This window comes from Achromobacter sp. MUI-25009338, from assembly GCF_057359325.1.
Map to the genome: position 1 here is coordinate 227,441 of NZ_CM170627.1, position 25,625 is coordinate 253,065.

Here is a 25,625-nt window from a genome sequence, read left to right on the forward strand (position 1 = left end):
TGTACGTATTTTTGTACGTAGCTGCACGTATGGATATACGGGGTACGTCGTCCGATACTGAAAAAACCAGAAAAATCAACGGAGACGACGATGCCCGGCATACCGGTATCCATCGTGGGCAGCGGCCATACGCCCTTCGGCCGCCTGGACGCCCTGAACCTCGAACAGCTTATCGTCATGGCCGCCACGGAGGCGATCGAGGATGCCGGCGTGGACCCGGCCAGCATCGACGCAGTGTTCCTGGGCAATTTCAACGCCGGCCTGGTGCCTGACGCCTTCGCCGCCTCGCTGATCCTGCAGGCCGCGCCGGCGCTGCGCTTCAAGCCGGCCACCCGTTGCGAGAACGCCTGCGCCTCCGGCTCGGCGGCGCTGCATGCCGGCATGCGCGCCATCCAGGCGGGCGCTGCGCGCACCGTGCTGGTGGTGGGCGCCGAGAAAATGACCTCGCGCACCACGGCCGAGGTTACGCAAGCGCTGGCCGGCGCGGGCTACAAGAACGATGCCGCCGAGGCCGGGCTGAGCTTTCCGCAGCTGTTCGCCCTGGCGGCCGGCCAGTACGCCGAGCGATACGAAGATCCGCTGCCCGCCATGGCCCGGATCGCCGCCAAGAACCACGGCAACGCCATGGACAACCCGCTGGCGCAGATGCACCGGCCCATGGACGCGGACTTCTGCAATACCGTGTCCGACAAGAACCCCCTCATCGCGCCGCCCTTGCGCCTGACGGACTGCTCACTGGTCACCGACGGGGCGGCGGCGGTCGTGCTGACCGCCGCCGAACATGCGGCGCCGTTCGCCCGCGAAGTGCGTATTCGCGCGGCCTGCCAGGTCAACGATTTCCTGCCGCTGCGCGGCCGCGACCTGCTGGCCTTCGAAGGTCCGCGCCGCGCGATTTCGCAGGCCTATGCCGACGCCGGAATCGGCGCGGGCGACCTGGATTTCGCCGAGGTGCACGACTGCTTCACGATCGCCGAGCTGCTGATCTACGAGGCGATGGGACTGGCCCCGGCGGGACAGGGGCGGCGGGCCCTGGACGACGGCACCGTGCTGCGCGACGGCAGCCTGCCGGTGAACCTGTCCGGCGGCCTGAAGGCCAAGGGGCATCCGGTCGGCGCGACCGGCGTGTCCATGCACGCGCTGGCGTTCCGCCAGCTCACCGGCCGCGCCGGCGGCATCCAGCGTCCCGGCGCCGAACTCGGCCTGGTGTTCAACATGGGCGGCGCGGCGGTGGCCAACTATGCCTCGATCCTGCAGGCAGCCCGGGCCTGAGTTTTCGCTCCCGCATCATGAATATTTCGAACTGGCTGCACGCCGCGGCCCTGCTGCATCCCGACAATCCGGCCCTGTTCCAGGGCGACCGCCTGCACGCCGACTACCGGTCCTTTGCGCTGCGCGCCGGCGGCCTGGCGCGCTGGCTGGCCGGACACGGCGTGACCGAGGGCGACCGCGTCGCGCTCTTCATGAAGAACCGGGTCGAGTACCTGGAGCTGTTCTACGCCTGCTGGTGGATCGGCGCCATGGTGGTGCCGGTCAATCCGAAACTGCATCCCAAGGAAGTGGCCTGGATTCTGGACGATTCGCAGGCCCGGGTCGTGCTGACCGACACCGCGCAGGATCTGCCGGGCGATTGCGTGCCCGCGGCGTGCCTGCATTTGGAACTCGACGGCCCTGCCTATGAAGAGGCGGCCCGCGCCGGGCTGGCCGACGGCCTGCGCGCGCCGCTCGCCCTGGCGCCCCAGGCGCTGGCGTGGCTGTTCTATACGTCCGGCACCACCGGCCGTCCCAAGGGGGTGATGCTGACGCATCGCAACCTGGTGGCCATGTCGCTGTGCTACGCCGCCGACGTCGAAACGGTGGCGGCCGGCGACAGCATGCTGTATGCCGCGCCCATGTCGCACGGTGCCGGGCTGTACCACTTCGTGTACGTGCGCCGCGCCGCGCGCCATATCGTGCCCGCCAGCCGCGGCTTCGATCCGGCCGAGATCCTCGACACGGCCGAGGCCTGCGGTTCGCTGTCCTTGTTCGCGGCGCCCACCATGGTCAAGCGGCTGGTCGAGCAGGCGCGCCGCGACGGACGCGACGGACGCGGCCTGCACACCGTCATCTACGGCGGCGGCCCCATGTACCAGGCCGACATCCTCGACGCCCTGCAGGTGCTGGGGCCGCGCTTCGCCCAGATCTACGGCCAGGGCGAAAGCCCCATGACCATCACCGCGCTGGCGCGCGAGATCATCGCCGACCGCGCGCATCCGCGGTGGCAGGCGCGCCTGGCCTCGGTCGGCGTGGCGCAGAGCTGCATGGAAGTGCGCGTGGTCGATGCGTCCATGGCGGACGCGCCGGCCGGCGTCGAAGGCGAAGTGATCGTGCGCGGCGACGCCGTCATGGCGGGCTACTGGAACAACGAAGCGGCCACGCGCGCCACGCTGGTCGACGGCTGGCTGCGCACCGGCGATATCGGCCGGCTGGACCAGGAAGGTTTCCTGACGCTGACCGACCGCAGCAAGGACGTGATCATCTCGGGCGGCTCGAACATCTATCCGCGCGAAGTGGAGGAGGTGCTGGCCCGCCATCCGGCCGTGCTCGAAGTGGCGGTCGTGGGGGCGCCCAGCGCCCAGTGGGGCGAGGAAGTGGTCGCCTTCGTGGTGTTCAGGCCGGACGCGCAGGCGCCGGCAGAGGAGCTGGACCGCTGGTGCCGCGCCGAGATCGCCGCGTTCAAGACCCCCAAGCGTTATTGCTTTCGCGCGGAGCTGCCCAAGAACAGCTACGGCAAGATTCCCAAGACGGAGTTGCGCGAAGCGCTGCAGGCCGAAACGGCAGCGCGCCCCGGCACGGCCTGACGCACAGGCCGGCCCAATCAACCACCAGGAGACAACAATGAGAAGACGCGATTTCATCAAGACCGCCGGCCTGCTGGCCGGCGTCTCGGCCCCCGCGGTCTGGCCGTCCCGGCTGCTGGCGGCGGACAAGCCCGTATCCATCAAGTTCGACAGCTACATCGCCGAGACGGCCGGGCCATCGCGCCTGGACGACTGGTTCCTCAAGCAGCTGGAGACGCGCAGCAACGGCGCCGTCAAGGTGCGCCGCTACTGGGCGCAGTCGCTGAATAAAGTGGGCGAGCACCTGTCGGCGGTGCGCGACGGCACCTCCGAGATGTCGCTGATCTCGCCGGGCTACTACCAGGCGCAGCTGCCGGTCACGCGCGGCCTGGAGTGGTACTACCGCATGAACCGCGCCGACGCGCTGCACCTGGTGTGCCGCGACGTCTACGAGCAGTTCCAGCCGCTGCGCGATGAATGGGAAAAGCGCTACCGCGCCAAGGTCATGTACTGGACCAACTGGTATTACGCGCCGCTGGTCACGCGCGAGCCGATCAAGTCGGTGGAGGACATCCGCGGCAAGCGTATCCGCGGCTACGGCGTGGCCAATGACGTGATCCAGCGGCTGGGCGGCACCGCCGTGCCGATGGCCGCGCCCGAGGTCTACACCGCGCTCGAACGCGGCGTGCTGGACGGCGTGTACGGGTTCGACTTCATCACGGCGGTCGGCTACAAGCTGCACGAGATCGCGCCTTACTTCACAGACATCGGCGACGGTCCGCACGGGCCGTCCGCCACCATCATCAACATGCGCACCTGGGAAGCCTTCCCGGAGCCGGTCAAGGCGCTGTGCAACGACATCGTGGGTGAAATCTACGGCGGCAAGTACACCGAGATTTTCGACGCGGCCGCGCGCCAGTACGTCAAGACGGCGCTGGCCGAAGGCGCGAAGTTCTCCTCGCTGTCCGACGAGGAAAAGCGCAAGGCCAAGGCGCTGGTGCAGCCCGCCGAAGTCCAGGCCTGGCTCGACAACGTCGCCAAGCCCGCGCGCATCGACGGCGCGCGCATGCAATCGCTGATCGACGCCGCCATCGCCAAGTACGACCCGCAGGGCACGCTCAAGCGCTTCGACGAGCTGGCCGCCCAGGCATGACCCACGGCGGCCGCGGCCAGGCGCCTCCTGCGGGGCGCCGCCGCGCCGCCTTCTTCTTCGAACGGCCTCCACATGAATGAAGAAACCCCGCTCGGCAAGCTGCTGCTTGCCCTCTCCAATATCATGGGCGCGATCGCCCTGGCTTTCCTGCTGTTCATGATGCTCGGCACCACCATCGACGCAGCGTTTCGCACCATCGCCGGCAGTCCGCTGCCGGGCCTGTTCGAGATGTCCGAGCTCAGCATGGTGATGATCGTCTTCATGGGCCTGGGCTGGACGCAGCTCGATGACGCGCACATCCGCGTGACCATGGCCCGGAAATGGCTGCCGGAGGCGGCCGGGCGCGCGCTCGACTGTCTGGCCTGGTTGCTGGCGGCCGCGATGCTGGCCGTGCTGGCCTATCCGGCCACCGGCGAGGCGATCGAATCGGTGGCGATCCGCGAGTTCCGCTGGGGCTATGTCGAGGTCCCGATCTGGTGGGCCAAGGCGGCCGTCGCCATCGGCCTGTGGTTCGGCGCGCTGCAGATGCTTTTCTGCGCCGTCCGGGCGCTGTGCAGCCGCGCGCCCAGGCGCGCGGTCGACGCCGCGACCGCCGCAATGCACTGAGGAGCCGGCATGGACACCACTACCGCCACGCTGATCGCCACCGGCCTGATCTTCGTCCTGATGCTGCTGGGCACGCCGGTGTTCGCCGCGCTGGGCCTGGCCGGCGTCGCCGGCATCGTCATGGTCGAGGACTTCGGTTTCGTCCTCAACCGCATGAAATCGTTTTCGTACGCGCAGTCGGCCTCGTACCTGCTGACCGTCATCCCGCTGTTCATCCTGATGGGCGCGTTTGCGCATCATGCGGGCGTGGGCGCGCGCCTGTTCAACGTGGCGCGCAAATGGGTGGGCCATTTCCCGGGCGGCCTGGCGATGTCGTCGGTGCTGACCTGCGCCGGCTTCGCCGCCACGTCCGGCTCCAGCGTGGCCACCGCCGCCACGGTCGGGGCGGTGGCCATTCCGGAGATGAAGCGCGCGGGCTACGACCCGCGGCTGTCGGCCGGCGCCGTGGCCGCCGGCGGCGTGCTGGGCGTGCTGATTCCGCCGAGCGTGCTGCTGATCTTCTACGCCGCGCTGACCGAAGTCTCGGCCGGCAAGATGCTGGTGGCCGGCGTGCTGCCGGGCCTGCTGTCCACGCTGGTGTTCGTGGCGGGCATCTGGGTCGTCGCGGCCAGCGGCCGCGTCGGCGCGGCCCCGCTGCCGCGCCATGGCTGGGGCGAACGCCTGGCCTCGCTCAAGGACGGCTGGCAGGTGGTGATGCTGTTCGTGATCGTGCTGGGCGGCATCTACCTGGGCATCGTGACGGCCACCGAGGCGGCCGCCGTGGGCGCGCTGGCCGCGCTGATCATGCTGCTGTGCGCGGCGCAGGCGCGCGGCTCGCTGCGCGGCAAGCTGTACGAGAGCTTCCGCAACGCCATCACCACCACCGTGATGATCCTCTTCACCATGCTGGGGGCGGGCATCTTCAGCTTCTTCCTGAGCCTGGTGCAGGTGCCGCAGCAGATCGCCGAAGTGATCGTCGCATCCGACGTCTCGCCCACCCTGATCGTGATCCTGCTGCTGCTGGCCTATGTGCCGATGGGCATGTTCCTGGACGCATTCTCGATGCTGGTGATCACCTTGCCGATCATGTTCCCCACCGTCGTGTCGCTGGGGTTCGACCCGATCTGGTTCGGCATCCTGGCGGTCAAGATGTGCGAAATCGGCCTGATCACGCCGCCAGTGGGCTTGAACGTCTTCGTCATCGCGGGCATAGACCGCAGCACGCCGCTGACCAAGATCTTCCAGGGCGCCTGGTGGTTCGTCATCATGGAATTCATCGCCACCGCCATCCTGTTCGCCTTCCCGGCCATTGTCACCTTATTGCCCGAAATGATGCTGGGCAAATGACGCCGCGCATCCGGCAAGGGAGCTTCCATGCAGCAAGAACGAACCCATGTCGCGCTGGTCACGGGCGGCGCCTCGGGCCTGGGCCGGGCCGCGGCCCAGGCGCTGGCCGCGCGCGGCGACAAGGTGGCGGTGGCCGACCTCCATCGCGACGGCGCGCTGGCATGTGCGCAGGAGATCGTCGCGGCCGGCGGCCAGGCCGTGGCGCTGGCCATCGACGTGACCGACGACGCCTCGGTGGCGCAGGCCTTCCGGGAAGCCGAGGCCGCGCTCGGCCCGATCGAAGTCCTGGTCAATAGCGCCGGCATCATGGGCGTGGCGCCGCTGCTGGACTACCCCATCGCGGACTGGGAGCGGATTCTCGCCGTCAACGTCACCGGCACCTTCCGCTGCGCGCAACGCGCAGCCGCCGGCATGGCCGCGCGCGGCTACGGCCGCATCGTCAACCTCGCCTCGATCAGCGGCGTGCGCGCCGGCATCGGCCGCGCCGCCTACGGCACCTCCAAGGCCGCGGTCATCGGCCTGACCCGGCAACTGGCCATGGAGCTGGGCCCGCTCGGCATCACCGCCAATGCGGTCGCGCCTGGGCCGGTGGTCACCGCCATGACGGCCGACGCCTATACGCCGGAAACCCGCGCCGCGTTCGAGGCCATGCTGCCGGTGGGCCGCCTGGGCACCGCGCAGGAGATCGCCGAGGCCATCGTCTTTCTGGCCTCGCCGGGCGCGGGCTACATCAACGGCCACATCCTGGCCGTCGACGGCGGCTACCTGGCGGCCGGCGTGAGCCGCACCGGCAGCGTCTCGCGCTGACGGCCGGCCGCAAGCCTCAGGCCTTGCGGTCGACCATGATGATGCGCGAGACCAGCTCGGCGGTGTTCTTGACCTCCAGCTTGCGCATGATGCGGCCGCGGTGCACCTCGACCGTGCGGTGCGAAATCTTCAGGCGCGCGGCGATCTCCTTGCAGCTCAGGCCGTTGACGACGTAGCCGGAAATCTCGCGCTCGCGGCGGGTCAGGTTGGCGGTCTTGACCGGATTGTCGGCGATCCGCTCGAAGCTCCAGATCATCAGGTCGAAAGGATCGTCGGAGGTCAGCGTGATGCCGCGCGCGCGGGCCCAGAAAATTTCGCGGTTGCGATGCTGCATGAAGCGTTCGTCTTCGTAGTAGCAATTGCTCTGCAGGTGATTCAGGCAGCGCTGGCCGATCTCGTGGTAGTCCGCCCGCGACGGATACAGCTTGAGGATCGATTCGCCTACCAGCTCTTCGCGCTTGTAGCCGAACAGGTGCGCGAACGCGTGATTGCACTCGGATATCTTGCGCGAACGACAGACGACCTGCGGAGCAGGCGATTCCGTGAATGCCAACAACGCCAGATTGTGGTCCCGCATGCCTGTCTCCGTTTATCGCTCTATCGAGGACATATATACCGCAGCCGCGGCCGGCCCGACAACGGCCAGGCCGCGGGGCTCGTGCACAATCTAGGCTTGTTCCAAGAGGAGACACATATGGAGACTCTCGATTCGATAGTGAACGGCGTCAACGGCCTGGTGTGGGGGCCGCTGATGCTGGTGCTGATTCTGGGCACGGGCCTGTTCCTCATGCTGCGGCTGGGCTTCATGCCGCTGACCAAGATCGCGGCGGGCTTTCGCCTGGCGTGGCGCAGCCGCGCCAAGGGCGACGAATCCACCGGGGAGATCAGCCCGTTCCAGGCGCTGATGACCAGCCTGGCCGCCACGGTGGGCACCGGCAATATCGCCGGCGTGGCCACCGCCATTTTCCTGGGCGGTCCGGGCGCGCTGTTCTGGATGTGGGCGACGGCCCTGGTGGGCATGGCCACCAAGTACAGCGAAGTGCTGCTGGCCGTGCACTTCCGCGAGAAGGACCCGCGCGGCGAATTCACCGGCGGGCCGATGTACGCGATCCGCAACGGCCTGGGCCCGAAATGGGCCTGGCTGGGCGCCTTGTTCGCGCTGTTCGGCGGCCTGGCCGGATTCGGCATCGGCAACATGGTGCAGGTCAACAGCATGGCCGACGCGCTGGGCGCGTCGTTCGGCGTGCCCGACTGGGTGACCGGCCTGGTCTCCATGGCGCTGATCGGGCTGGTGGTGCTGGGCGGCATCCGCCGCATCGGCGCGGTGGCCGAGGCGCTGGTGCCGTTCATGTGCGTGGCCTATATCGTGGCGTCGGTGATCGCGCTGATCGTCATGGCCGAGGCCATCCCGACCGCGCTGGCGCTGATCTTCACGCATGCGTTCTCGCCCGTCGCGGCCACCGGCGGCTTTGCCGGGGCGGCGGTGATGGCCGCCATGCGCTACGGCGTGGCGCGCGGCATTTTCTCGAACGAAGCCGGGCTGGGCACCGCCGGCATCGTGCAGGCCGCGGGCACCAGCAAGAGCCCGGTGCGCTCGGGCATGATCGGGATGATCGGCACCTTCATCGACACCATCGTCATCTGCACGATGACCGGCCTGGTCATCGTGTGCTCGGGCTTGTGGACCAGCGGCGCCAGCGGCGCGGTGCTGTCGGCCGCCGCGTTCGACGCGGCGCTGCCCGGCATCGGCCGCTACGTCATCGCGGTGGCGCTGGCGATCTTCGCCTTCACCACCATCCTGGGCTGGAGCTATCTCAGCGAGCGCTGCTGGGAGTTCCTGGTGGGCGTGCGCGCCATCCTGCCGTTCCGGATCGTCTGGGTGATCGCCGTGCCGTTCGGCGCCATCGCCCACCTCGATTTCGCCTGGTTGCTGGCCGATACGCTGAACGGGCTGATGGCGGTGCCCAACCTGATCGCGCTGGTGCTGTTGTCGCCGCTGGTGGTGAAGCTGACGCGCGAGCATTTCGCCGCGAACCGCGAATAGCCCGCCCGCGCCGGCCGTGTTACCGGCGCGCGGAGCCGCCGTCGAGGTGCTCGGCCAGCGCGTCCAGTTCGCGCGCCACTTCATGCAAGGCCCAGCGGATGACTTCGACGGACTCCCGTTCCGTCGGGTCGAAGCCGCCGTCGCCCATGGCGGCCTCGATGATGCCGTCCAGCTGCCGCAGCGGCGAGCCGAAACGGGGCGGCGGCGCCGAACGGCGGTCCTCGCGCAGCGCCTGCGCCAGGTCCTCGACCTGCGCCCGCGCCGCTGCGGCGATCTCGTCCAGCGCGGGCCCCAGGCGTCGGCAGATGTTGTCCGTGAGCGGCACGTCGCCGGCGCGCTCCATCAGGGTGACGGTGCGCCACAGGCGGTCTATGCCGTCATGCAGCCGATAGGCGGCGCCGTGCGGGTACAGCAGATCCATGGGAAAGGTGCGCGCCTGCGATGACATGTCGCGCGCGCGCTGGCGCGCTTCTTCCATGGCCGTCCGGCCGTGCAGGCAGGGGCGCTGGCTGCCGTCGTTCAAGGCGGCGGCCCATTGCACCAGCAGGTCGCCGAAGGCCTCGATGGAGACGGCCAGGCTGGTACGCACGCTGCGGCGCGCCGACAACGGCAGTACGGCCGCGGCGGCCAGGATGCCCGAGGCCGAGCCGATCATGATGGCGACGGTTTTATGCATGGCGCCGGCCAGGATGTCGGCGTCCGGCGTGACGGTCAGGATGGTGACGGTGACCAGGCTGTAGCTCAGGGTCGGCCAGCGCATCGAAATGTAGGCCGCAAGGCCGACCCCGATCACGATGCTCCACCAGATCGCCAGTCCGCCCACCTGCGACAGCACGACCAGCGAGACGCCGATCGCCACGCCGATCAGGGCGCCGAGCACGCGGGCCGTGCCTTCGCCGATGGTTCCTTCCACGCTGGCCCGCACCACGAACAGGGCGGAAAAGGCGCCCCAGGCGATGTCCGGCAGGTTCAGCCACTGCATGCAGGCATAGGCCAGCAGTACCGCTGCGACGGTTTGCACCGGCAGGCGGATGATGTCCCGCCCCAGCGCGCCGTCGACGGACCGGCGGTTCAGCAGGGCGAGGAACGCGGCGGGAGCGCGGGAGCGGCGTGGCGAAGCAGGGTTTTTCAAAATATCGGCGGCTGGCGTGTACCGGTACCCCGGCGAGCAAGCGACATGCCCGGGCAGGACGATGCGCTTGCAGCGCACAGGCCATGCTTGCCCGCTTTTAGGGCGGCGGCGCCTTCAAGCCGGTTCGAGGCGCAGCGTCAACTGCGGCCTGACGCGGGCCGGCTCGCCGTCGATGGGCGCGGCCACCGCGCCCAGGCGGCGGGCGCCGCGCGACAGGTAGAACCGTTCGGCATGGGGCTCGGCGTCGATGTGCATTTCCGTCGCGCCCAGCGCGCGCGCCCGATCGGCCGCGTGGGCGAACAGGCGGCGGCCGAAGCCCTGTCCGATCAGGCCGGGGCGGATCCACAGATTGTCCAGCGCGCAGATGCCGTCGCCGCCAGGCTCCAGCGTGTAGAAACCTATCAGGCCGTCATCGTTTTCGGCCACCACGAACGGCCGCGCGCCGATCCACGACGCATGCGGCGTCAGGTCGTCGCGCCATTGCTCCAGTTGCCGGGCCGAATAACCCCAGTGAGCCTTGGAAGCCAGCGCAAGCGCGCCCAGCGCGGGCAGATCGGAAACGGTTGCGGAGCGAAAACGCATGAAGATTCTCGAAATCGGGTTGCAGGGACGCCAGCCGGGTTTTATTTCCAGTTATTTCTGAATTGCTTCAGAAAAACTGCGATCCGGCCTGGAATTCGTGGATCAGGATGGTATCCGAATATCGCCGCTTCGGTAATAAAGATGGTATCCGTAGATGCACGCTGAACAAACCGGATGCCATCCATTTAGCCAATGAAATCATGCGGTTGGTATCCAATCGCACTATTTCAATTATCTAGCCCTTGTTTGACCGCTAATTCTTTTTATTGCCAAAAAAGCGGTATACATTGCGTCCTTTTTTCGCGGAAGCCCATTCAATTTCAGGCAGGCCGGATTGTTACGTAAAAACACTTTTACAGCAATTCGGTAATGCGGAATTAATGCGGCGATTAATCGAGATAGGGAGTATCTACGTTGATACAGGGCACGAAGAAATGGCTGACGGCGACGCTCGCGCTGAGCGCGTCCTACGGAGGTAGCGTCATCGCTGCGGACCTGACCGTGACGTCGGGCGATACGCGGGTGTTTGACGGTTCGGTCAATTTTCCCGGTGGGGTCGACGTCAGCGGCGGCACGCTGGTGATCGGCGGCAATGGCGGCGGGGCGGGCGTCACGCTGGGCGGCGGCGTCAACGCGACATCGAACGGCACCATCGCGGGCTTCGGTTCGATCAACGGCGATCTCAATGTGAGCAATGCGCGCGTGGCGCCCGGTTATTCCGTGGGCACGCCGACCGGGGTCTCCAACGGCAATCTGGTCGTCAACGGCAATGTGTCGATGAACAACGCGGTGTTCGACTTCGAGACCGGCTACGCGGGCCTGCCCATCACGCAGCCCGGCACCGGCGACAACATCACCGTGCGCGGCGACGTGGCGCTCAACAACACGACGCTGAATGTCTCGGTCAACACGCTGGGCGTGAACGCCGGCTACTACCGGATCATGTCGTACACCGGTTCCCTGAGCGGCAACGGCCTGACGCTGGGCCCGGTCACCGGCGACTCGACGCCCGGCGCGACCATCCAGACGCTGACCGGCGACAAGCAGATCAACCTGATCCTGGGCCCGAGCACGACCAATCTGTGGAACGGCGACGGCCTGGCCTCGGCCACCCGCGCCGGCGGCGGCAGCGGCACCTGGAGCGCGGGCGGCGCGAACTGGAGCAGCCCGACCAACGCCACCGGCGCCTTGCCCGATGCGGGCTACGCCATCTTCGCCGGCCAGACCGGCGTGGTGAACGTCGAAGGCCCGGTGCGCGTGTCCGGCATCCAGTTCGCCACCGACCGCTATCGCCTGCAGGGCGCGCCCATCACCCTGGTGGGCAGCGGCGGCAATCCGCCGGCCATCGTCGTGGGCGACGGCACCTATGCTTCGGGCCAGTTCGTCGACATCATCGACAACCCGCTGCAAGGCACGCAGGGCTTCGTCAAGACCGGCCCGGGCTCGGTGATCCTGACCGCCGACAGCAGCGGCCTGACCGGCCCGATCCTGATCGCCGACGGCGCGCTGGAAATCGACGGCAAGCTCAACGGCCCGGTCGATATCGGCCGCGAAGTCGTGCTGGCCGGCGTCGGCCAGCTGGGCAGCACCACGCTGTATCCGACCGCGGTCGTGTCGCCCGGCAACGACGGCTCGCCCATCGGCACGCTGACCATCAACGGCAACCTCGACTTCGGCGAGAACACCATCTATCGCGTGCACGCCGATCCGGCCAGCAACGCCAGCGACCGCATCCACGTCACCGGCGTGGCCAGGCTGGACGGCTCCGTGGCGCACGTGGGACCCAATGGCAATTACGCGCCGCGCACCACCTACAACATCCTGACCGCCGACGGCGGCGTGCAGGGCCGCTTCACCGGCGCCACCAGCTCGTATGCGTTCCTGACGCCCACGCTCAGCTACGACGCCAACAATGCGTTCATGACGCTGGCGCGCAATGACGTGCCGATCGGCGACATCGGCGGCACCGACAACGAAAGCAGCGTGGGCGACGCGCTGGACAAGGAAGAACCGCCGGCGACGGGCGGCGACAAACCCGCGACCGGCGGCGACCAGCCCGCGACCGGTGGCGACCAGCCCGCGACCGGCGGCGATAAGCCCGCGACCGGCGGCGACCAGCCTGCGACCGGCGGCGACAAGCCCGCGACCGGCGGCGACAAGCCCGCGACGGGCGGTGACCAGCCCGCCACCGGCGGCGACAAGACCCCCGTGACGGGCAGCGGATCGTCCACGCCCACCGCCGGCGAATCGCAGCTGGTCGGCAGCGGCATCGCCGCGGACAAGACCACGGGCGCCAGCCAGGTGGCGACGGCCGTGCTCACCATGACGCCGGAGCAGGCGCGCTCGGCCCTGAAGCAGCTGTCGGGCGAAGCCTACGCCAGCACCGCCAGCGTGCTGCAAAGCCAGGCCGACACCGTGCGCTCGCTGCCGCTGGCGCATCTGCGCGGCAACCTCGACGCGCCGATGCTGGCGGGACGGCCCACGGCGCAGCTGGGCGCGTCGTCGTCCGACGCCATGCCGCAAAGCGGCGCATCACCGATCTGGGCGCAGGGCTTCGGCAACTGGAGCCATTTCGGCGGCGACGGCAACGCCTCCAGCCTCAGCCAATCGGCCGGCGGCCTGTTCGTCGGCGGCGACGGCGAGGTGGGCGGCGGCTGGCGCCTGGGCGGCGCGGTCGGCTACACCGGCAGCCATGCCTCGATCGACGACGTGGCCTCGCGCACCAGCATCGACAGCTATACGGCGACGCTGTTCGGCGGCCGCAACTTCGCGGCCGGCCCCGGCCACATCCGCTTCATGGCGGGCGCGGCCTACACCTGGCACGACATCGACACCAAGCGCGACGTCGCGGCCGGCAGCCTGAACCAGCAGCTCAAATCGTCGTACAGCGCGTCCTCGACGCAGCTGTTCACCGAACTCGGCTACAAGCTGTCGCTGGGCGACGCCTACACCGTCGAGCCGTTCGCCGGCCTGGCCTGGAACCAGGTCCGCACGCGCGACTTCGAGGAATCGGGCGGCACCGCGGCGCTGCACGGCAAGGGCAGCACCGATGACGTGACCAGCACCACGCTGGGCCTGCGCGGCGCATGGCAGTTCGGTTCCGACCGCGCGCCGGGCCGCCTGACCGCGACCCTGGGCTGGCGCCACGCCATGGGCGACGTGAAGCCGCGCCAGGAACTGGCGTTCGACGGCGGCAGCACGTTCTCGGTAACGGGCGTGCCGATCGCGCGCGACGCCGCGGTGCTGGGCCTGGGCGCCGAAGTGGCGATCACGCGCAACACCACGGCCGGCTTCGCCTATGACGCCCAGTTCGGCGGCGGCAATCGCCAGCAGTCCGGCATCTTCAGGCTGGCCGTGCGTTTCTAAGGCCGTGCATTTCTAATGCCTGCGCGCCCGATCCGCGCGGGCGCCGCGAGCCGCGGCGGGCCGGTTTCGTCCGGTCCGTCGCGGCTCTTTTTCGTTCTATTAACAAAAAGAATCAATATCATTTAGAATTCGGAGCACTCTACTCACGCAGCCATCGCACAGTCCGTTCCATGTCTTTGCTCAAGCGTCGCAGCACTTTCGACCTGTTCTACAGCGAGCATCATGCGTGGCTTTTCGGCTGGGTCCGGCGCAAGCTGGGCTGCCGTTCGTCGGCGGAAGACCTGGCCCAGGACACCTTCCTGCGCCTGCTGCAGCGGGGCGGCGTCGAAGATCTGCTGCAACCGCGCGCCCTGCTGGCCACCATCGCAAGGCGCCTGATCATCGACGAAAGCCGCCGCCAGGACATCGAGCGCGCGTACCTCGACACTTACGCCGCCCTGCACGCGTCGGGCTGCGCGCCCTCCTCGGAAAGCGTGGCCGCGGCGGTGCAGGCCCTGACCGCGCTGAGCCTGGCCATCGACAGGCTGCCCGGGCAGGCTGGCCAGGCCTTCCTGATGAGCGTGTTCGACGGCATGCTGCACAAAGACATCGCGCTGGCGCTGAAAGTGTCGGAGGCCACGGTGCGCCGGCATATCGCGCTGGCCTTGCTTGCCTGCCGCGACGCATTCGTGCAGGCGGGCTGGAACCCGGGGCCGTGAACGACGACAGCCTCCAGCGCAAACTGCTCGAAGAGGCCGCCGACTGGCACGGCCTCATGAGTTCGGGCGAGGTCAGCGCGCAAGACCGCGAAGCCTGCCGCCAATGGCGCGAGCGCAGCGCCCGCCACGAGGCCGCCTGGCAGGAACTGGACCGCGTATGGGCGATCTTCGCGCAGCAGGCGCAGGCGCTGCCCGGCGGTCGCGCGCGCGCCATACTTTCCGCTGGCCGGAAATCCCGCACCAAGGGCCGTCGGGCCCTGCTTGCGCTGGCGCTGCTGGCTCCCCTGACCGCCTTGTTGCTGCATTACGCGCCGCCGGCCTGGCTGCTGGCCGACCACCGCAGCCACGTGGGCGAACTGCGCGAACTCTGGCTGGCCGACGGCAGCACGCTGGTCCTGAACACCGACAGCGCGGTCGACGTGGTCTACACCGGTACTGAGCGCCGCATCATGCTGCGCCAGGGCGAAGTGCTGGTGAAAGTGGCCGCGGACCCGGCGCGCCGTCCTTTCGTGGTCCGCACCGAACAGGGCGAGGCCACGGCCCTGGGCACGCGCTATGTGGTCAGGCAACTGCGTGGCGCCACCGAAGTCCTGGTGACCGAATCACAGGTCAAGGTCTGCCCGGCGCAGGCCGAACCGTGCGCCGCCGTGCCGGCGGGCCAGGCGGTGCGCATGACGCGCCAGGGCCTGGGGCCTTTGCGCGCGATCGACGCCGACGGCGCCGAGGCCTGGGCGCATGGGCGCATCTCGGTGCGCGATGCGCCGCTGCCCGACGTGCTGGACCAGCTGGCGCGCCATCGCCGCGCCTATTTCTGGTTCGACCGCCAGGCGTTGCAGGGCCTGCGCGTGTCGGGCGTCATGCCGCTGCAGGGCGACGAGGCGCTGCAGGCCCTGGAGGAGCTGCTGCCGATCCGCGTCGAGCGGGTGCTGCCCGGCGTGCTGCGCATTACGCTCCGCTGATTTGTAACGGCATTGCGCGCTTCTCGATGCCCGGCCGTCCTGTCCTTCAGTTCCACACCTGAAGGGTTCCACACCATGAAGCACCTACCTCGCCGACACGCGTTCCGCGGCATTCTGCATTGCGCGCTGACGCTGGGCGGCGCAGCGGCCGCCGCGCTGCCGGCCGCCGCACTGGCGCAGGCCGCCGCGACGCTGGACGTTCCGGCCGGTCCGCTGGACGCGGCGCTCAACCGCTATGCGGCGCAGGCCGGCCTGGTGCTGGTCTACGACCCGGCCCTGATGCGTGGCCTGCGCAGCCCCGGGCTGCATGGCTCCTACCCGCCCGACGCCGCGCTGGCCGCGCTGTTGCGCGACACCGGCCTGATGGCGCGCCGAGGCGACGCCGGCCGCTACGCCATCGTGCGCGAGCCGGCGGGCGCGGCGCAGCTCGAAGCGGTCACCGTCGACGGCTACTCGCTGGGCGAAAGCAGCGAGGCGCTGGGCGGCTACGCCATACCGGCCAGCGCCACCGCCACCAAGCTCGACCTGTCGCTGCGCGAAACGCCGCAGACCGTCAGCGTCATGACGCGCCAGCGCATCGAGGACCAGAACCTCAACAGCGTCAGCGACGTGCTGCAGCAGGCGCCCGGCATCTCGGTGCAGAACATGGGCAGCGAGCGCTTCAACGTCTATTCGCGCGGCTATGCCATCGACCAGTACCAGCTCGACGGCGTGCCCACGGTGGTCGAGGTTGGCACGCAGGACGTCGCGCCCAGTTTGGCCGACACTGTGGTCTACGACCGCGTCGAGGTCCTGCGCGGCGCCGCCGGCCTGATGAGCGGCGTGGGCGAGCCGGCGGGCACGCTCAATTTCGTGCGCAAGCGCCCGACCACGCAGTTCCAGGGCCATGTCTCGGCGGGGGCCGGCTCGTGGGACCGGTTCCGGCTGGAGGCCGACGTGGCCGGCCCCTTGAACCCATCGGGCAGCGTGCGCGGTCGCGCCATCGCCGCGCAGCAGCGCGGCGGCAGCTTCATCGATTACTACCGCGAAAAAAAGGACGTGCTCTACGGTGTGATCGAGGCCGACCTGACCGCCACCACGCAACTGACCGCAGGCATCGACTACCAGCGCAAGCAGCCCACCGGCACGCTGGGCGGGCTGGGCACGCCGCTGTTCTACAGCACGGGAGAACAGGCGGACCTGCGCCGGTCGCGCAGCGTGGCGGCGCGCAACAACTTCTTCGACGTCGAAGCCGTGACGGTGTTCGGGTCGCTGCGCCAGGAACTGGGCGGCGGCTGGACCGGCAAGCTCTCCTTCAACCGGCTGGAAAGCCAGCGCGACTTCCAGACCGCGATGGCTTCTCTGACCGCCGGCTTCGCCAACCCCGTCACCGGCGCCGGCGTGCCGCTCTGGATTCAAGGCGGCAACAGCCGGCAGGTGCAGACCGGCCTGGACCTGCATCTCGAAGGGCCGTACACGCTGTTCGGGCGCGAACACCAACTGGTGGCCGGCGTGTCGTTCACCGAGTCGGACACCAAGTCGGACGTGATGCGCGACGTCAGCGGGGCGGCCGCGGCCAATCCGTTCAATCTCTACGGCTGGCGCAATCAGTCGGTGCATCCGGACCTGGTCAAGAACTACGACAACGACACCTATACGCGGGAAAGCGGCGCCTACCTGGCCACGCGGCTGCGTCCGACCGACAGGCTTTCGCTGATCGCCGGCGCCCGCGTCAGCAACTACAAATGGCACTACCAGCAGTTGTTCGCCGCGCCCGCCAGCCGGCCCTTCGACCAGGACATGCTGGCCGAGGAAAACGGCCGGGTCACGCCTTATGCCGGCGTGCTCTACGACCTGGACGACAGCTCCACGATCTACGCCAGCTATGCGTCGATCTACAAGCCGCAGTACTACCGCGACCGCAACGGCCGCATGCTGGACCCGCGCCAGGGCGAGAACATCGAACTGGGCTGGAAGGGCGAATTCGCCAATGGCCGGCTGGAGGCGTCGGCGGCCGTCTATGAAATCCGCCAGGACAACCTGGCGATCGCCGACGACGGCCAGATCGTGCCGGGCACCGACAACGTGGCGGCCTACCGCGCCGTGCCGGGCGCCAGGACCCGCGGCCTGGACCTGGAACTGACCGGTGAACTGAGTCCCGGCTGGCAGGTGTCCGCGTCCTATGCCTACAACCGCAGCGAGGATGCAGACGGCAAGCGCATCAAGACCGTCATGCCCGAACATCTGGTCAAGGTCTGGACCACGTACCGCCTGCCGGGCGACTGGAACCGCACGGTGGTGGGCGCCGGCGTGAACTGGCAGAGCAGGATCCATTACTCCGCCACGCCCTGGCAGCTCGGCCGCACGGTCACGGCGAGCCAGCCGGCCTACGCCGTGGTCAACCTGATGGCCAGCCACGAGTTCAGCCCATCGCTGACCGCGACGCTGAATCTGAACAACGTGTTCGACAAGAAGTATCTCGATAGCCTGGACACGACCTTCAACACCGGCTACTACGGCGCGCCGCGCAACGCCATGCTCAACCTGAAATACCGCTTCTAGGTCCTGCCGGATCCGCTTGCCCGAAGGCCCGCCTGCGCGCGGGCCTTTTTCATTCCGGCCGGCCCTGCGCGGCCGCGTCTTTATTTCTGAAATATTGCCGTGGTGGTGACTTGAATTTGAAGCGGTGACATTTCATTGGGTAATCAGCAAATAACTCCAGGTCAGCGCGCGCATGGTTTCAGCCAGATTAATCAAAATCAACAAAAACCAATTTCAATATTTACTAACAATATCCGGGCGCGATTATGTTGCCATTTATGTAATGGATGTAATCGTTTGAGGGATTTCCCGGGGTTTATTGCGACCGATCCGATTTATTTCCACAGCAATATAAATTTTTAGAAAGAAATTTGCTGTTCGGCCCATCTACGATTCGTGGGCTCGTCGCTCGGCAAGCTCAGCCGGGTATCTGGATGTAAACAATCTACAAGCAATACGCCCGTCCAAACACGAACGTATTTCGATGTCATGTCGATTACTCGTCTTTGGATGTCAATTTCTAGTGTCGCACGACACGACGAAAACAGTGAGGTCCCCCGTGGTAAAGAGAATCGCAGTGTGTGGCCTTGGATATGTCGGCCTGCCGGTAGCAGTGGCATTTTCCAAGCGCTTTGATGTCATCGGTTTTGATGTGGACAAGCGGCGAATCGCGCGACTGAAAGAGGGTGATGACTGGACAGGCGAGATCGAACGCGATGCATTGCTTGCTTCCCCCATGCAGTTCACCCACCAGGTCTCGGAACTGGAAGGCTGCGATTTTTTCGTGGTCGCCGTGCCGACGCCCGTCGACGAACGCAATAACCCCGATTTTTCGCTGCTGGTGCGCGCCTGCCAGTCCATAGGTCCGGTGCTGCGCCCCGGATGCATCGTGGTCTTCGAGTCCACCGTCCATCCCGGCGCCACCGAGGAAATCTGCGGCCCCGAGCTGGAACGCGCCTCGGGCCTGCGCTGCGGCGTCGATTTCAAGCTGGGCTACAGCCCCGAACGCATCAACCCGGGCGACCGCGAACATCCGCTGGAGAAGATCGTCAAGATCGTGTCCGGCCAGGACGAGGCCTCGCTGGAAGTCATCGCCGGGGTCTACGAACAGATCATCGACGCCGGCGTGCACCGCGCTTCCTCCATCAAGGTGGCCGAGGCCGCCAAGGTGCTGGAGAACACGCAGCGCGACATCAACATTGCGCTGATGAACGAGATGTCCAAGATCTGCGACCTGGTCGGCATCCGCACGTCGGAAGTCCTGGCCGCCGCCGGCACCAAGTGGAACTTCCTGAAGTTCACCCCCGGCCTGGTGGGCGGGCACTGCATCGGCGTGGACCCGTACTACCTGACCTCCAAGGCGCAGGAGATGGGCTACCACCCCGAGGTCATCCTGTCGGGCCGCCGGATCAACGACGGCATGGCCAGCCACGTCGCTTCGCGCGTGGTCCAGACCCTGGCGCGCAACGGCCGCCTCGACGCCTCCACCCGCGTCGGCATCCTGGGCATGACGTTCAAGGAAAACGTGCCCGACATCCGCAATTCGAAGGTGGTGGATCTGTACAACGCCCTGGGCGCCTACGGCATCACGCCGACGGCGTGCGACCCGATGGTCGACGTCGAGCAGATGGAGCACGAGTACGGCATCAAGCTCGTGCCGCGCGAGGAGTTCCGCGACATGGACGTGCTGATCCTGGCGGTGCCGCACCGCGAAACCATGGAAACCATCTGGGAAGACCTGCCGACCCTGGTCAAGCGCGGCGGCATGGTCTGCGACCTGCGCTCGGTGCTCGACAGCAAGCGCCTTTCCTCCGACCTCTTGTACTGGACTCTTTAAGTTCGGGCTCGTCATCCATCACTACAGGAGAGACCCTGAATGGCTGCATTTACCATTGCTCCGATAGGCACCTGCCGCATCCACACGCCGCTGCGCGATGCGGTGGGGCGCTACCCGATCAAGCTGCAACTGGGGCGCAATTACGGCTTCGTGCACACCAGCACCGAGGCGCTGCAGCAGGCGCGCTTCATGTTCGGCGAACGCGACATCCCCACCGACGTCCAGCGCCTGATCTTCCGCCCGTCCAACGGCGAGCAGGCCCGCTACGGAACGCACAAGCCGGCCGACCTCTACATGGTCGAGCTGTCCTCGCGCAAGCTGCTGACCATCGACGGCTATCCCATCCAGTCCAACTACCTGGTGCGCTACTTCAGCGAGTTCTTCGCCGACCGCACGCGCACCCGCATGTTCTGGTCGCTGGCCCATCCCGACCGGCTGGATGAGCGGCGCGCCCAGCTGGAGCAGGACGCGGTCTACAAGAGCCTGTCTGCCGAGGACGCCAGCCTGCTGGCCCGCATCGTCAAGCGCGACCTGCCCGACGAAGAGGTCGAGCAGGAAATGCAGCAGCTGGTCGACCTGCTGGGCAAGGACAAGGTGGTGTTCGTCACCCACGTCAACGCCCTGACGCCGGACAACGTGCCGATCGAACAGCGCCAGCAGCTGATCGCCGCGATGACCGCCGGCGCCGAACGCATCGGCGTGCCCTGCTACGATCCGACGCCGCTGATGAACAAGATCGGCCAGGCCGAGGCGATGGAGCACGGCGGGCTGGACCTGACGCACTACACCTCGGTCTTCGCCGAGCGCCTGGGCGCCGAATGGTTCAAGAACTACATGCGTCCGCGCATGGGCGCGTCCACCTCGCAGCCCACCGCGGCCAAGCTGAGCGCCGAGGACAGCGCCGAACGCATCGAGAAGCTGTGGGATTCGGGCGAGCTGCGCGAAGCCTCGCGCCGCCTGCGCGATGTGCTGCGCCGTCATCCCGGCCTGCCCGACCACGTGCTGCTGTCGGCCCGCATCCAGGAAGAGCTGGGCGATTACGAAGGCTCGCTGGCGCTGCTGGGCAGCGCCGACGGCTCGGTCGCTTCCGGCAGCAAGGCCGAGCAGATCCTGATGCGCAATCATTTCAAGCTGGGCCGCCACGACCTGGCCTATCCGCTGGCCGCCGGCCTGCTGGGCGATGAAATCGAAACCCCCGAGATCGTGCGCACCGCCGCCGTCTGCGCCGGCCAGCTGGGCTATGCGGACGAGGCCCTGAGCAACTGGAAGCGGCTGTTCCGCATCTCCGCGCCGCAGGACGCCTGGGCGCTGGAGGCGGCCGACACGGTGCTGTCGCTGCTGCAGGCCAGCGGCGACATGGAGGCCGCGATCCGCTGGGTGCACGAGGTGCGCGCAGCCAATCCGTCCTACGGCCGCGGTTTCGCGGTGCTGTGGCGCGACCGGCTGGTGGCCGGCGACCGCGCGGGCCTGCGCGCCCTGGCGTCCGAGACGCCCGCGCTGGAGCCGATGGAAGCGCTGGAGCTGGTCAAGGAAGCCTCGTGGCGCGGCAGCATCATGGCGGCGGCCACGCTGGCGGTCTCTTGCGGCTTGAACGACAGCGAGAATGAAGAGATCCAGTCCTGGCTGCAGTCGCAGTCGCCGGTCTGGGCGGAAGAAGGCGCCCGCGCGCTGGAAGAGGGACGCCTGCGCGACGCCGCCGAACGCATCTGCGCGCATCGCCTGCTCAATCCCGAGGCGCTGACCGGGGTGCGCGCCCAGCGCGCGTTCGAGCGCGCCATGCGGCTGGGCGTGCGCGCCGCGCTGCTGGCGGGCAACCACAAGGAAGTCATGGACCTCACGGACATCGCCCTGGACACCCAGGCCGATTTCCCCGAGCTCGACGCCATGCGCGGCCGCGCCGCCGACGCGCTGGGCGACAAGCAGACCGCCATGCGCCATCTCCAGCGCGCCGCGGCCGCCGAATCCGCGCCGTTCAGCGCCAAGCTGTTCTTCGCGCGGGCGGCGTTCAACGGCGGCTGGTTCGGCGAAGCCATCGACGCCTACAAGGCGGTGCAGGCCCATGCCTCGGCCGACCAGGGCGCGAAGGAAGAAGCGGAGCGCCAGCTCGGCCGCCTCGGGCCGCGCGCGATCCGCGGCGCCCGCGAAATGCTGTCTGCCGGCGACCACCAGGGCGCCTGGACCCTGCTGGACCGGGTCGGCCGCTCGTGGCCGGAGATGACGGAAATCGACCACGAAAAGCGCCGCGTGCTGGCCGTGCTGTACGCCGAGGCGCGGGCGCTGGATTCGTCCAGCACCAATGAGCGCCTGGCGCTGGGCGAACGCATCCTGCAACTGGTTCCGGACGATCCCGTCGGCCTGCGCCTGGCCGCCGTCGGCGCCATGCGCCTGCACCGCTTCGAACAGGCCCTGCCGTACTGGCGCCTGCTCAAGGAACGTTCCGACAACCCGGCGCAGTTCGACCACTACATCCAGCGTTGCCTGGTGTGGATCGAAAAGGCCAATCGCAGGAAGGCGGCATGAACCCACCATTGATGACCGAACAGGAGGACCAGGCCTCCCAGCTCCAGCACGTCCAGGCGCAGCTCGAGGAAATAGTTGCGGCGTCGGGGCGGGTTCAACTGGCGCAGGAAAACCTGGTGCGCGCCCACGCGCTGGCGCGCGGCCACATGGCCGACTCGAAGGTGCGCTATCTGCTCTTGCGCCTGAAAGAGGCGGCCGGCCTGAACGAGGGCATGTCCGAGCAGTGGTCCACGCTGCTGAACGAATGCCCGGACGACCTGGAGATCGTGCGCTATTGCGCGACCCGGCTGGTGAAGGAACGGCACCTGGACGACGCGTTGGCGCTGGTCGACCGCCATCTGCCCGAGACCTCGAAAAGCCCGGCCCGGCTGTTCGCGCGCGCCAAGCTGCTCAGCGACATCCGCGCCCATGAGCAGTCCGACGCGCTGTTCCGCAGGCTGATCGCGCACTACCCGGATCGCAACATGCGCATCGAGTTCGCCAAGCGCCTGCGCAAGCGCGGCCTGGTGGCAGACGCGTTCGAGGCCATCGCGCCCGTGGCCGACCAGCTCGCGCCCGGCAGCAAGGCCGAGGAACTGGCCAGCGGACTGGCCAGCGACTACGCCTTCTACCAGGCCCTGGAGCCGGACCGCGAGCTCAGCGGCAAGGACGTCCGCATCATTTCGATGAAGCATGCGATCCTGCACTTCCGCGGCCGGGAGATTCCCGAGCAGTCGCCGGACAAGCCGGTGTCGGTTGCGCTGGTCACGGGCAGCCTGGGACCGGGCGGCGCCGAGCGGCAGTTGACGCGGCTGGCCAACGAGCTGACCCGCATGGCCGAGTCGCCCGAGCGCCGGCCGTCCTCGGTCGTGATGCGGCCTGAGAAAGTCGAAGTGATGGTCAAGCAGCACACCGAGCCCGCGGGCTCGCCCAAGAAGCAGGGCCTGGACTTCTTCCTGCCGGTGCTGACCAAGGCGCAGATTCCGGTCACGGAGATCAACAAGCTGCCCGCCGTCTCGGTGTCGCACCAGCAGGTGCCGGACGCCGGCCTGGGCCGCCTGCTGGAGCAGCTGCCGCCGCCGGTGCACTACGGCGTGACGCGGCTTGCGCCGGTGCTGCGCACCAATCCTTTCGACGTGGTCAGCCTGTGGCAGGACGGCACCTGCCTGTTCGGGGCGCTGGCGGCGCTGCTGGCCGGCGCGCCCACCATCCACCTGGTGTTCCGCGGGCTGCCGCCCAACATCCGCAAGGACCGCTTCCGCGAAGAATATCCCGAGCTGTACCAGGCCCTGGCCCAGGTGCCCGGCGTGTACTTCGTCAGCAACAGCCGCAAGGCCGCCGAGGCCTATGCGGAATGGCTGGGCATACCCATCGTGCGCTTTCACGTGCTGTACAACGGCGTGCCGGACCTGGCGACCGACGCTTCGGCGACGGACGAGGAAAAGTGGCGCGCCTTCCAGCAAAGCACGCCCGACGCCACCGAGACCATCGGCGGGGTGTTCCGGCTGGAGCCGGACAAGCGGCCGCAGCTCTGGATCAAGATGGCCGCGCAATACCTGAAGCGGCGGCCGCAGGCGCGCTTCGTCATCGTCGGCGACGGCCGCCTGCACGACAACATCGTGTCGCTGGCCGAGGAGCTGCGCGTGACCGACAGGCTGCTGCTGGTGGGCCTGTCCAACCACGTGGGCTACTGGTATTCGCAGATGGACACCAGCGTGCTGCTTTCGCGCTACGAGGGCCTGCCGAACGTGCTGATCGAGGCCCAGCTGCTGGGCGTGCCGGTGGTGTCGACGCCGGCCGGCGGCGCGGGCGAGTGCTTCGTGGAGAACGTCACGGGCCATCTGCTCAGCGACGTCGAGCATCCGGACATGCACGAGGCCTGCGACAAGGTCGCCTCCATGGTGGACCTGGCGCGCAGCGACGCAACCATCAAGGAACAGAGCCGCCATCGCGCGCAGAAAGTGTTTTCGCTCGACGCCATGCTGCGCAAGTTCCTGAGCCTGTGCGTGCCGGTCATGCCGGTATCCGAGAACGATGAGCGCATCGATTTTCCGATGCAGCGGATGCTGGCCTGAGTCCGCACCGATCCAACCGATGTCCTGGAGATAAAGGTAGTTATGCAAATGAACGTCCCGGCCTGGGGTCCGCGTAGAAAGGCGGCCCTGGCCATGCTGCTGCTTGCCACCGCGACGCTTGCGGGGTGCCAGCTGCCGCGTTCCGGGCCGATGCTGAGCGAGATGACGGGCGCCCACGACGACAAGGACGTCGTGGTGATGCCCGTCTCGCGCGAGCTCGCGCAGGCCAGCAGGGTGCCCGACGTGGCCGATTTTCCGGTGAGCTACCGCGATCTCACGCAGGCCGGGTTCGACCGCCTGGTTCCCGGCGACGGCATCAACGTGAAAGTGTGGGAGCGCGGCGGGCTGGGCGTGTTCGCGGCCGACCCGTCCGGCGTGAGCGACCTGGGCAACCAGGAAATCAATCGGCAGGGCTACGTCCAGTTCCCCATCCTGGGCAAGTTCCAGGCCGCCGGCATGACGCTCGCGCAGCTGCACGACGCCATCGTGGCGCGCCTGAGCAAGCTGGTCATGGGGGCCGACGTCAGCGTGACGCGCGCGGCCGACGCGCGCGGCCAGATGGTCACCCTGCAGGGCAACATGACCAAGCCCGGCATGTATCCCATCACCCAGACGTCGCAGCGCCTGAGCAGCGCGCTGGCGCAGGGCGCGCCGGTGCAGACCAATCCGGAGCAGCTGGTGATCAGCCTGCGCCGCGACAACCAGGTGGCCTCGGTGCGGCTGTCGGACATCTACCGCAACCAGAACAACGACATCCTGCTGCGTCCGGGCGACGTCATCACCGCCTACGACTCGCGCGAATACCTGACCGTGCTGGGCGCGGCCGGCAACCAGGGCCGCGTGGCCATCAGCAAGCGCAACTACAGCGTGCTGGACGCGCTGGCCGACGCCCGCGGCCTGGACGACAAGACGGCCGACCCGCGCTCGGTGTTCCTGTTCACGCCCGCCACGGCCGGCGTGGACGGCAAGCCGGACAAGCTGCCGGTGGTCTACCAGTTCGACATGACCCGACCCGAGCAGGTGGCGCTGGCGCGCGAATTCACCGTGCACGAAGGCCAGGCCATCTATATTTCGGACGCGCCGTTCACGCAGGTGCAGAAGGTCCTGTCGGCATTCCGCGTCACCATGAGCGCGGGCTTCAGCGCCACGCGGGCGATCGACAGCGATTCGGGTTCCTCCAACTCGTCGGCCATCACCCAATAGCG

General features: G+C 67.9%; 18 protein-coding genes. 15 read left to right on the forward strand and 3 right to left on the reverse strand.

All coding sequences use genetic code 11. The features are described 5' to 3' along the window. Positions 1 to 90 precede the first annotated feature (90 nt). The 6 genes from AC1IQ6_RS01075 (at position 91) to AC1IQ6_RS01100 (ending at position 6,708) form a co-directional block, all read left to right on the forward strand. Positions 91 to 1,269: an acetyl-CoA acetyltransferase gene (locus AC1IQ6_RS01075; protein ID WP_111826165.1), complete on the forward strand. Its 1,179-nt coding sequence runs from the start codon at positions 91 to 93 to the stop codon at positions 1,267 to 1,269. 17 nt (positions 1,270 to 1,286) lie between these two features. Then, positions 1,287 to 2,837, forward strand: a complete 1,551-nt coding sequence (locus AC1IQ6_RS01080; protein WP_479730795.1) for a class I adenylate-forming enzyme family protein — start codon at positions 1,287 to 1,289, stop codon at positions 2,835 to 2,837. 37 nt (positions 2,838 to 2,874) lie between these two features. Continuing rightward, the gene (locus tag AC1IQ6_RS01085) at positions 2,875 to 3,969 is read left to right on the forward strand and encodes a C4-dicarboxylate TRAP transporter substrate-binding protein (RefSeq protein ID WP_102773097.1); all 1,095 of its coding nucleotides are present in this window, start codon (positions 2,875 to 2,877) and stop codon (positions 3,967 to 3,969) included. 72 nt (positions 3,970 to 4,041) lie between these two features. Further along, on the forward strand, positions 4,042 to 4,575 hold the full coding sequence (locus AC1IQ6_RS01090; protein WP_485865669.1) for a TRAP transporter small permease: 534 nt from the start codon (positions 4,042 to 4,044) through the stop codon (positions 4,573 to 4,575). A 9-nt stretch (positions 4,576 to 4,584) separates the two neighbouring features. Beyond that, a complete protein-coding gene (locus tag AC1IQ6_RS01095; RefSeq protein ID WP_485865670.1) occupies positions 4,585 to 5,901 on the forward strand; it encodes a TRAP transporter large permease in 1,317 nt (438 codons plus the stop codon). 27 nt (positions 5,902 to 5,928) lie between these two features. Continuing rightward, positions 5,929 to 6,708, forward strand: a complete 780-nt coding sequence (locus tag AC1IQ6_RS01100) for an SDR family NAD(P)-dependent oxidoreductase (RefSeq protein WP_485865671.1) — start codon at positions 5,929 to 5,931, stop codon at positions 6,706 to 6,708. A gap of 16 nt (positions 6,709 to 6,724) precedes the next feature. On the opposite strand, the gene AC1IQ6_RS01105 is transcribed toward AC1IQ6_RS01100, so the two are convergent. Then, on the reverse strand, positions 6,725 to 7,285 hold the full coding sequence (locus AC1IQ6_RS01105) for a LuxR family transcriptional regulator (protein WP_102773101.1): 561 nt from the start codon (positions 7,283 to 7,285) through the stop codon (positions 6,725 to 6,727). 117 nt (positions 7,286 to 7,402) lie between these two features. On the opposite strand from AC1IQ6_RS01105, the gene AC1IQ6_RS01110 reads away from it, so the two are divergent. Next, complete coding sequence (locus AC1IQ6_RS01110; RefSeq protein ID WP_102773102.1) at positions 7,403 to 8,752, forward strand: alanine/glycine:cation symporter family protein; 1,350 nt, start codon at positions 7,403 to 7,405, stop codon at positions 8,750 to 8,752. Positions 8,753 to 8,771: 19 nt separating this feature from the next. On the opposite strand, the gene AC1IQ6_RS01115 is transcribed toward AC1IQ6_RS01110, so the two are convergent. Both AC1IQ6_RS01115 and AC1IQ6_RS01120 read right to left on the reverse strand, forming a co-directional pair. After that, positions 8,772 to 9,884, reverse strand: coding sequence for an FUSC family protein (locus tag AC1IQ6_RS01115; protein WP_485865672.1), 1,113 nt, complete (start codon positions 9,882 to 9,884; stop codon positions 8,772 to 8,774). A 114-nt stretch (positions 9,885 to 9,998) separates the two neighbouring features. After that, a complete protein-coding gene (locus tag AC1IQ6_RS01120; RefSeq protein WP_485865673.1) occupies positions 9,999 to 10,466 on the reverse strand; it encodes a GNAT family N-acetyltransferase in 468 nt (155 codons plus the stop codon). 414 nt (positions 10,467 to 10,880) lie between these two features. Here AC1IQ6_RS01120 and AC1IQ6_RS01125 point away from each other — a divergent pair, with 414 nt between their 5' ends. The 8 genes from AC1IQ6_RS01125 (at position 10,881) to AC1IQ6_RS01160 (ending at position 25,623) form a co-directional block, all read left to right on the forward strand. Then, entirely contained in the window at positions 10,881 to 13,832 is a 2,952-nt protein-coding gene (locus tag AC1IQ6_RS01125) for an autotransporter family protein (protein WP_485865674.1), read from the forward strand. Between the two features lie 170 nt (positions 13,833 to 14,002). Then, positions 14,003 to 14,530, forward strand: coding sequence for a sigma-70 family RNA polymerase sigma factor (locus AC1IQ6_RS01130; RefSeq protein ID WP_485865675.1), 528 nt, complete (start codon positions 14,003 to 14,005; stop codon positions 14,528 to 14,530). Continuing rightward, positions 14,527 to 15,489: a FecR domain-containing protein gene (locus AC1IQ6_RS01135; RefSeq protein WP_485865676.1), complete on the forward strand. Its 963-nt coding sequence runs from the start codon at positions 14,527 to 14,529 to the stop codon at positions 15,487 to 15,489. Before AC1IQ6_RS01130 ends, AC1IQ6_RS01135 begins: the two co-directional genes overlap by 4 nt. 75 nt (positions 15,490 to 15,564) lie before the next feature. Continuing rightward, positions 15,565 to 18,030 carry a TonB-dependent siderophore receptor gene (locus AC1IQ6_RS01140; RefSeq protein WP_111826158.1) on the forward strand — a complete coding sequence of 822 codons (2,466 nt, stop codon included), beginning with the start codon at positions 15,565 to 15,567 and terminating at the stop codon, positions 18,028 to 18,030. 556 nt (positions 18,031 to 18,586) lie between these two features. After that, positions 18,587 to 19,846 carry a nucleotide sugar dehydrogenase gene (locus AC1IQ6_RS01145; protein WP_111826157.1) on the forward strand — a complete coding sequence of 420 codons (1,260 nt, stop codon included), beginning with the start codon at positions 18,587 to 18,589 and terminating at the stop codon, positions 19,844 to 19,846. A 39-nt stretch (positions 19,847 to 19,885) separates the two neighbouring features. Next, a complete protein-coding gene (locus tag AC1IQ6_RS01150; protein WP_485865677.1) occupies positions 19,886 to 22,366 on the forward strand; it encodes a hypothetical protein in 2,481 nt (826 codons plus the stop codon). Beyond that, the gene (locus AC1IQ6_RS01155; protein WP_111826155.1) at positions 22,363 to 24,420 is read left to right on the forward strand and encodes a glycosyltransferase; all 2,058 of its coding nucleotides are present in this window, start codon (positions 22,363 to 22,365) and stop codon (positions 24,418 to 24,420) included. The genes AC1IQ6_RS01150 and AC1IQ6_RS01155 overlap by 4 nt, the downstream gene beginning before the upstream one ends. A gap of 42 nt (positions 24,421 to 24,462) precedes the next feature. After that, on the forward strand, positions 24,463 to 25,623 hold the full coding sequence (locus AC1IQ6_RS01160; protein WP_102773112.1) for a polysaccharide biosynthesis/export family protein: 1,161 nt from the start codon (positions 24,463 to 24,465) through the stop codon (positions 25,621 to 25,623). The last annotated feature ends 2 nt before the right edge of the window (positions 25,624 to 25,625 follow it).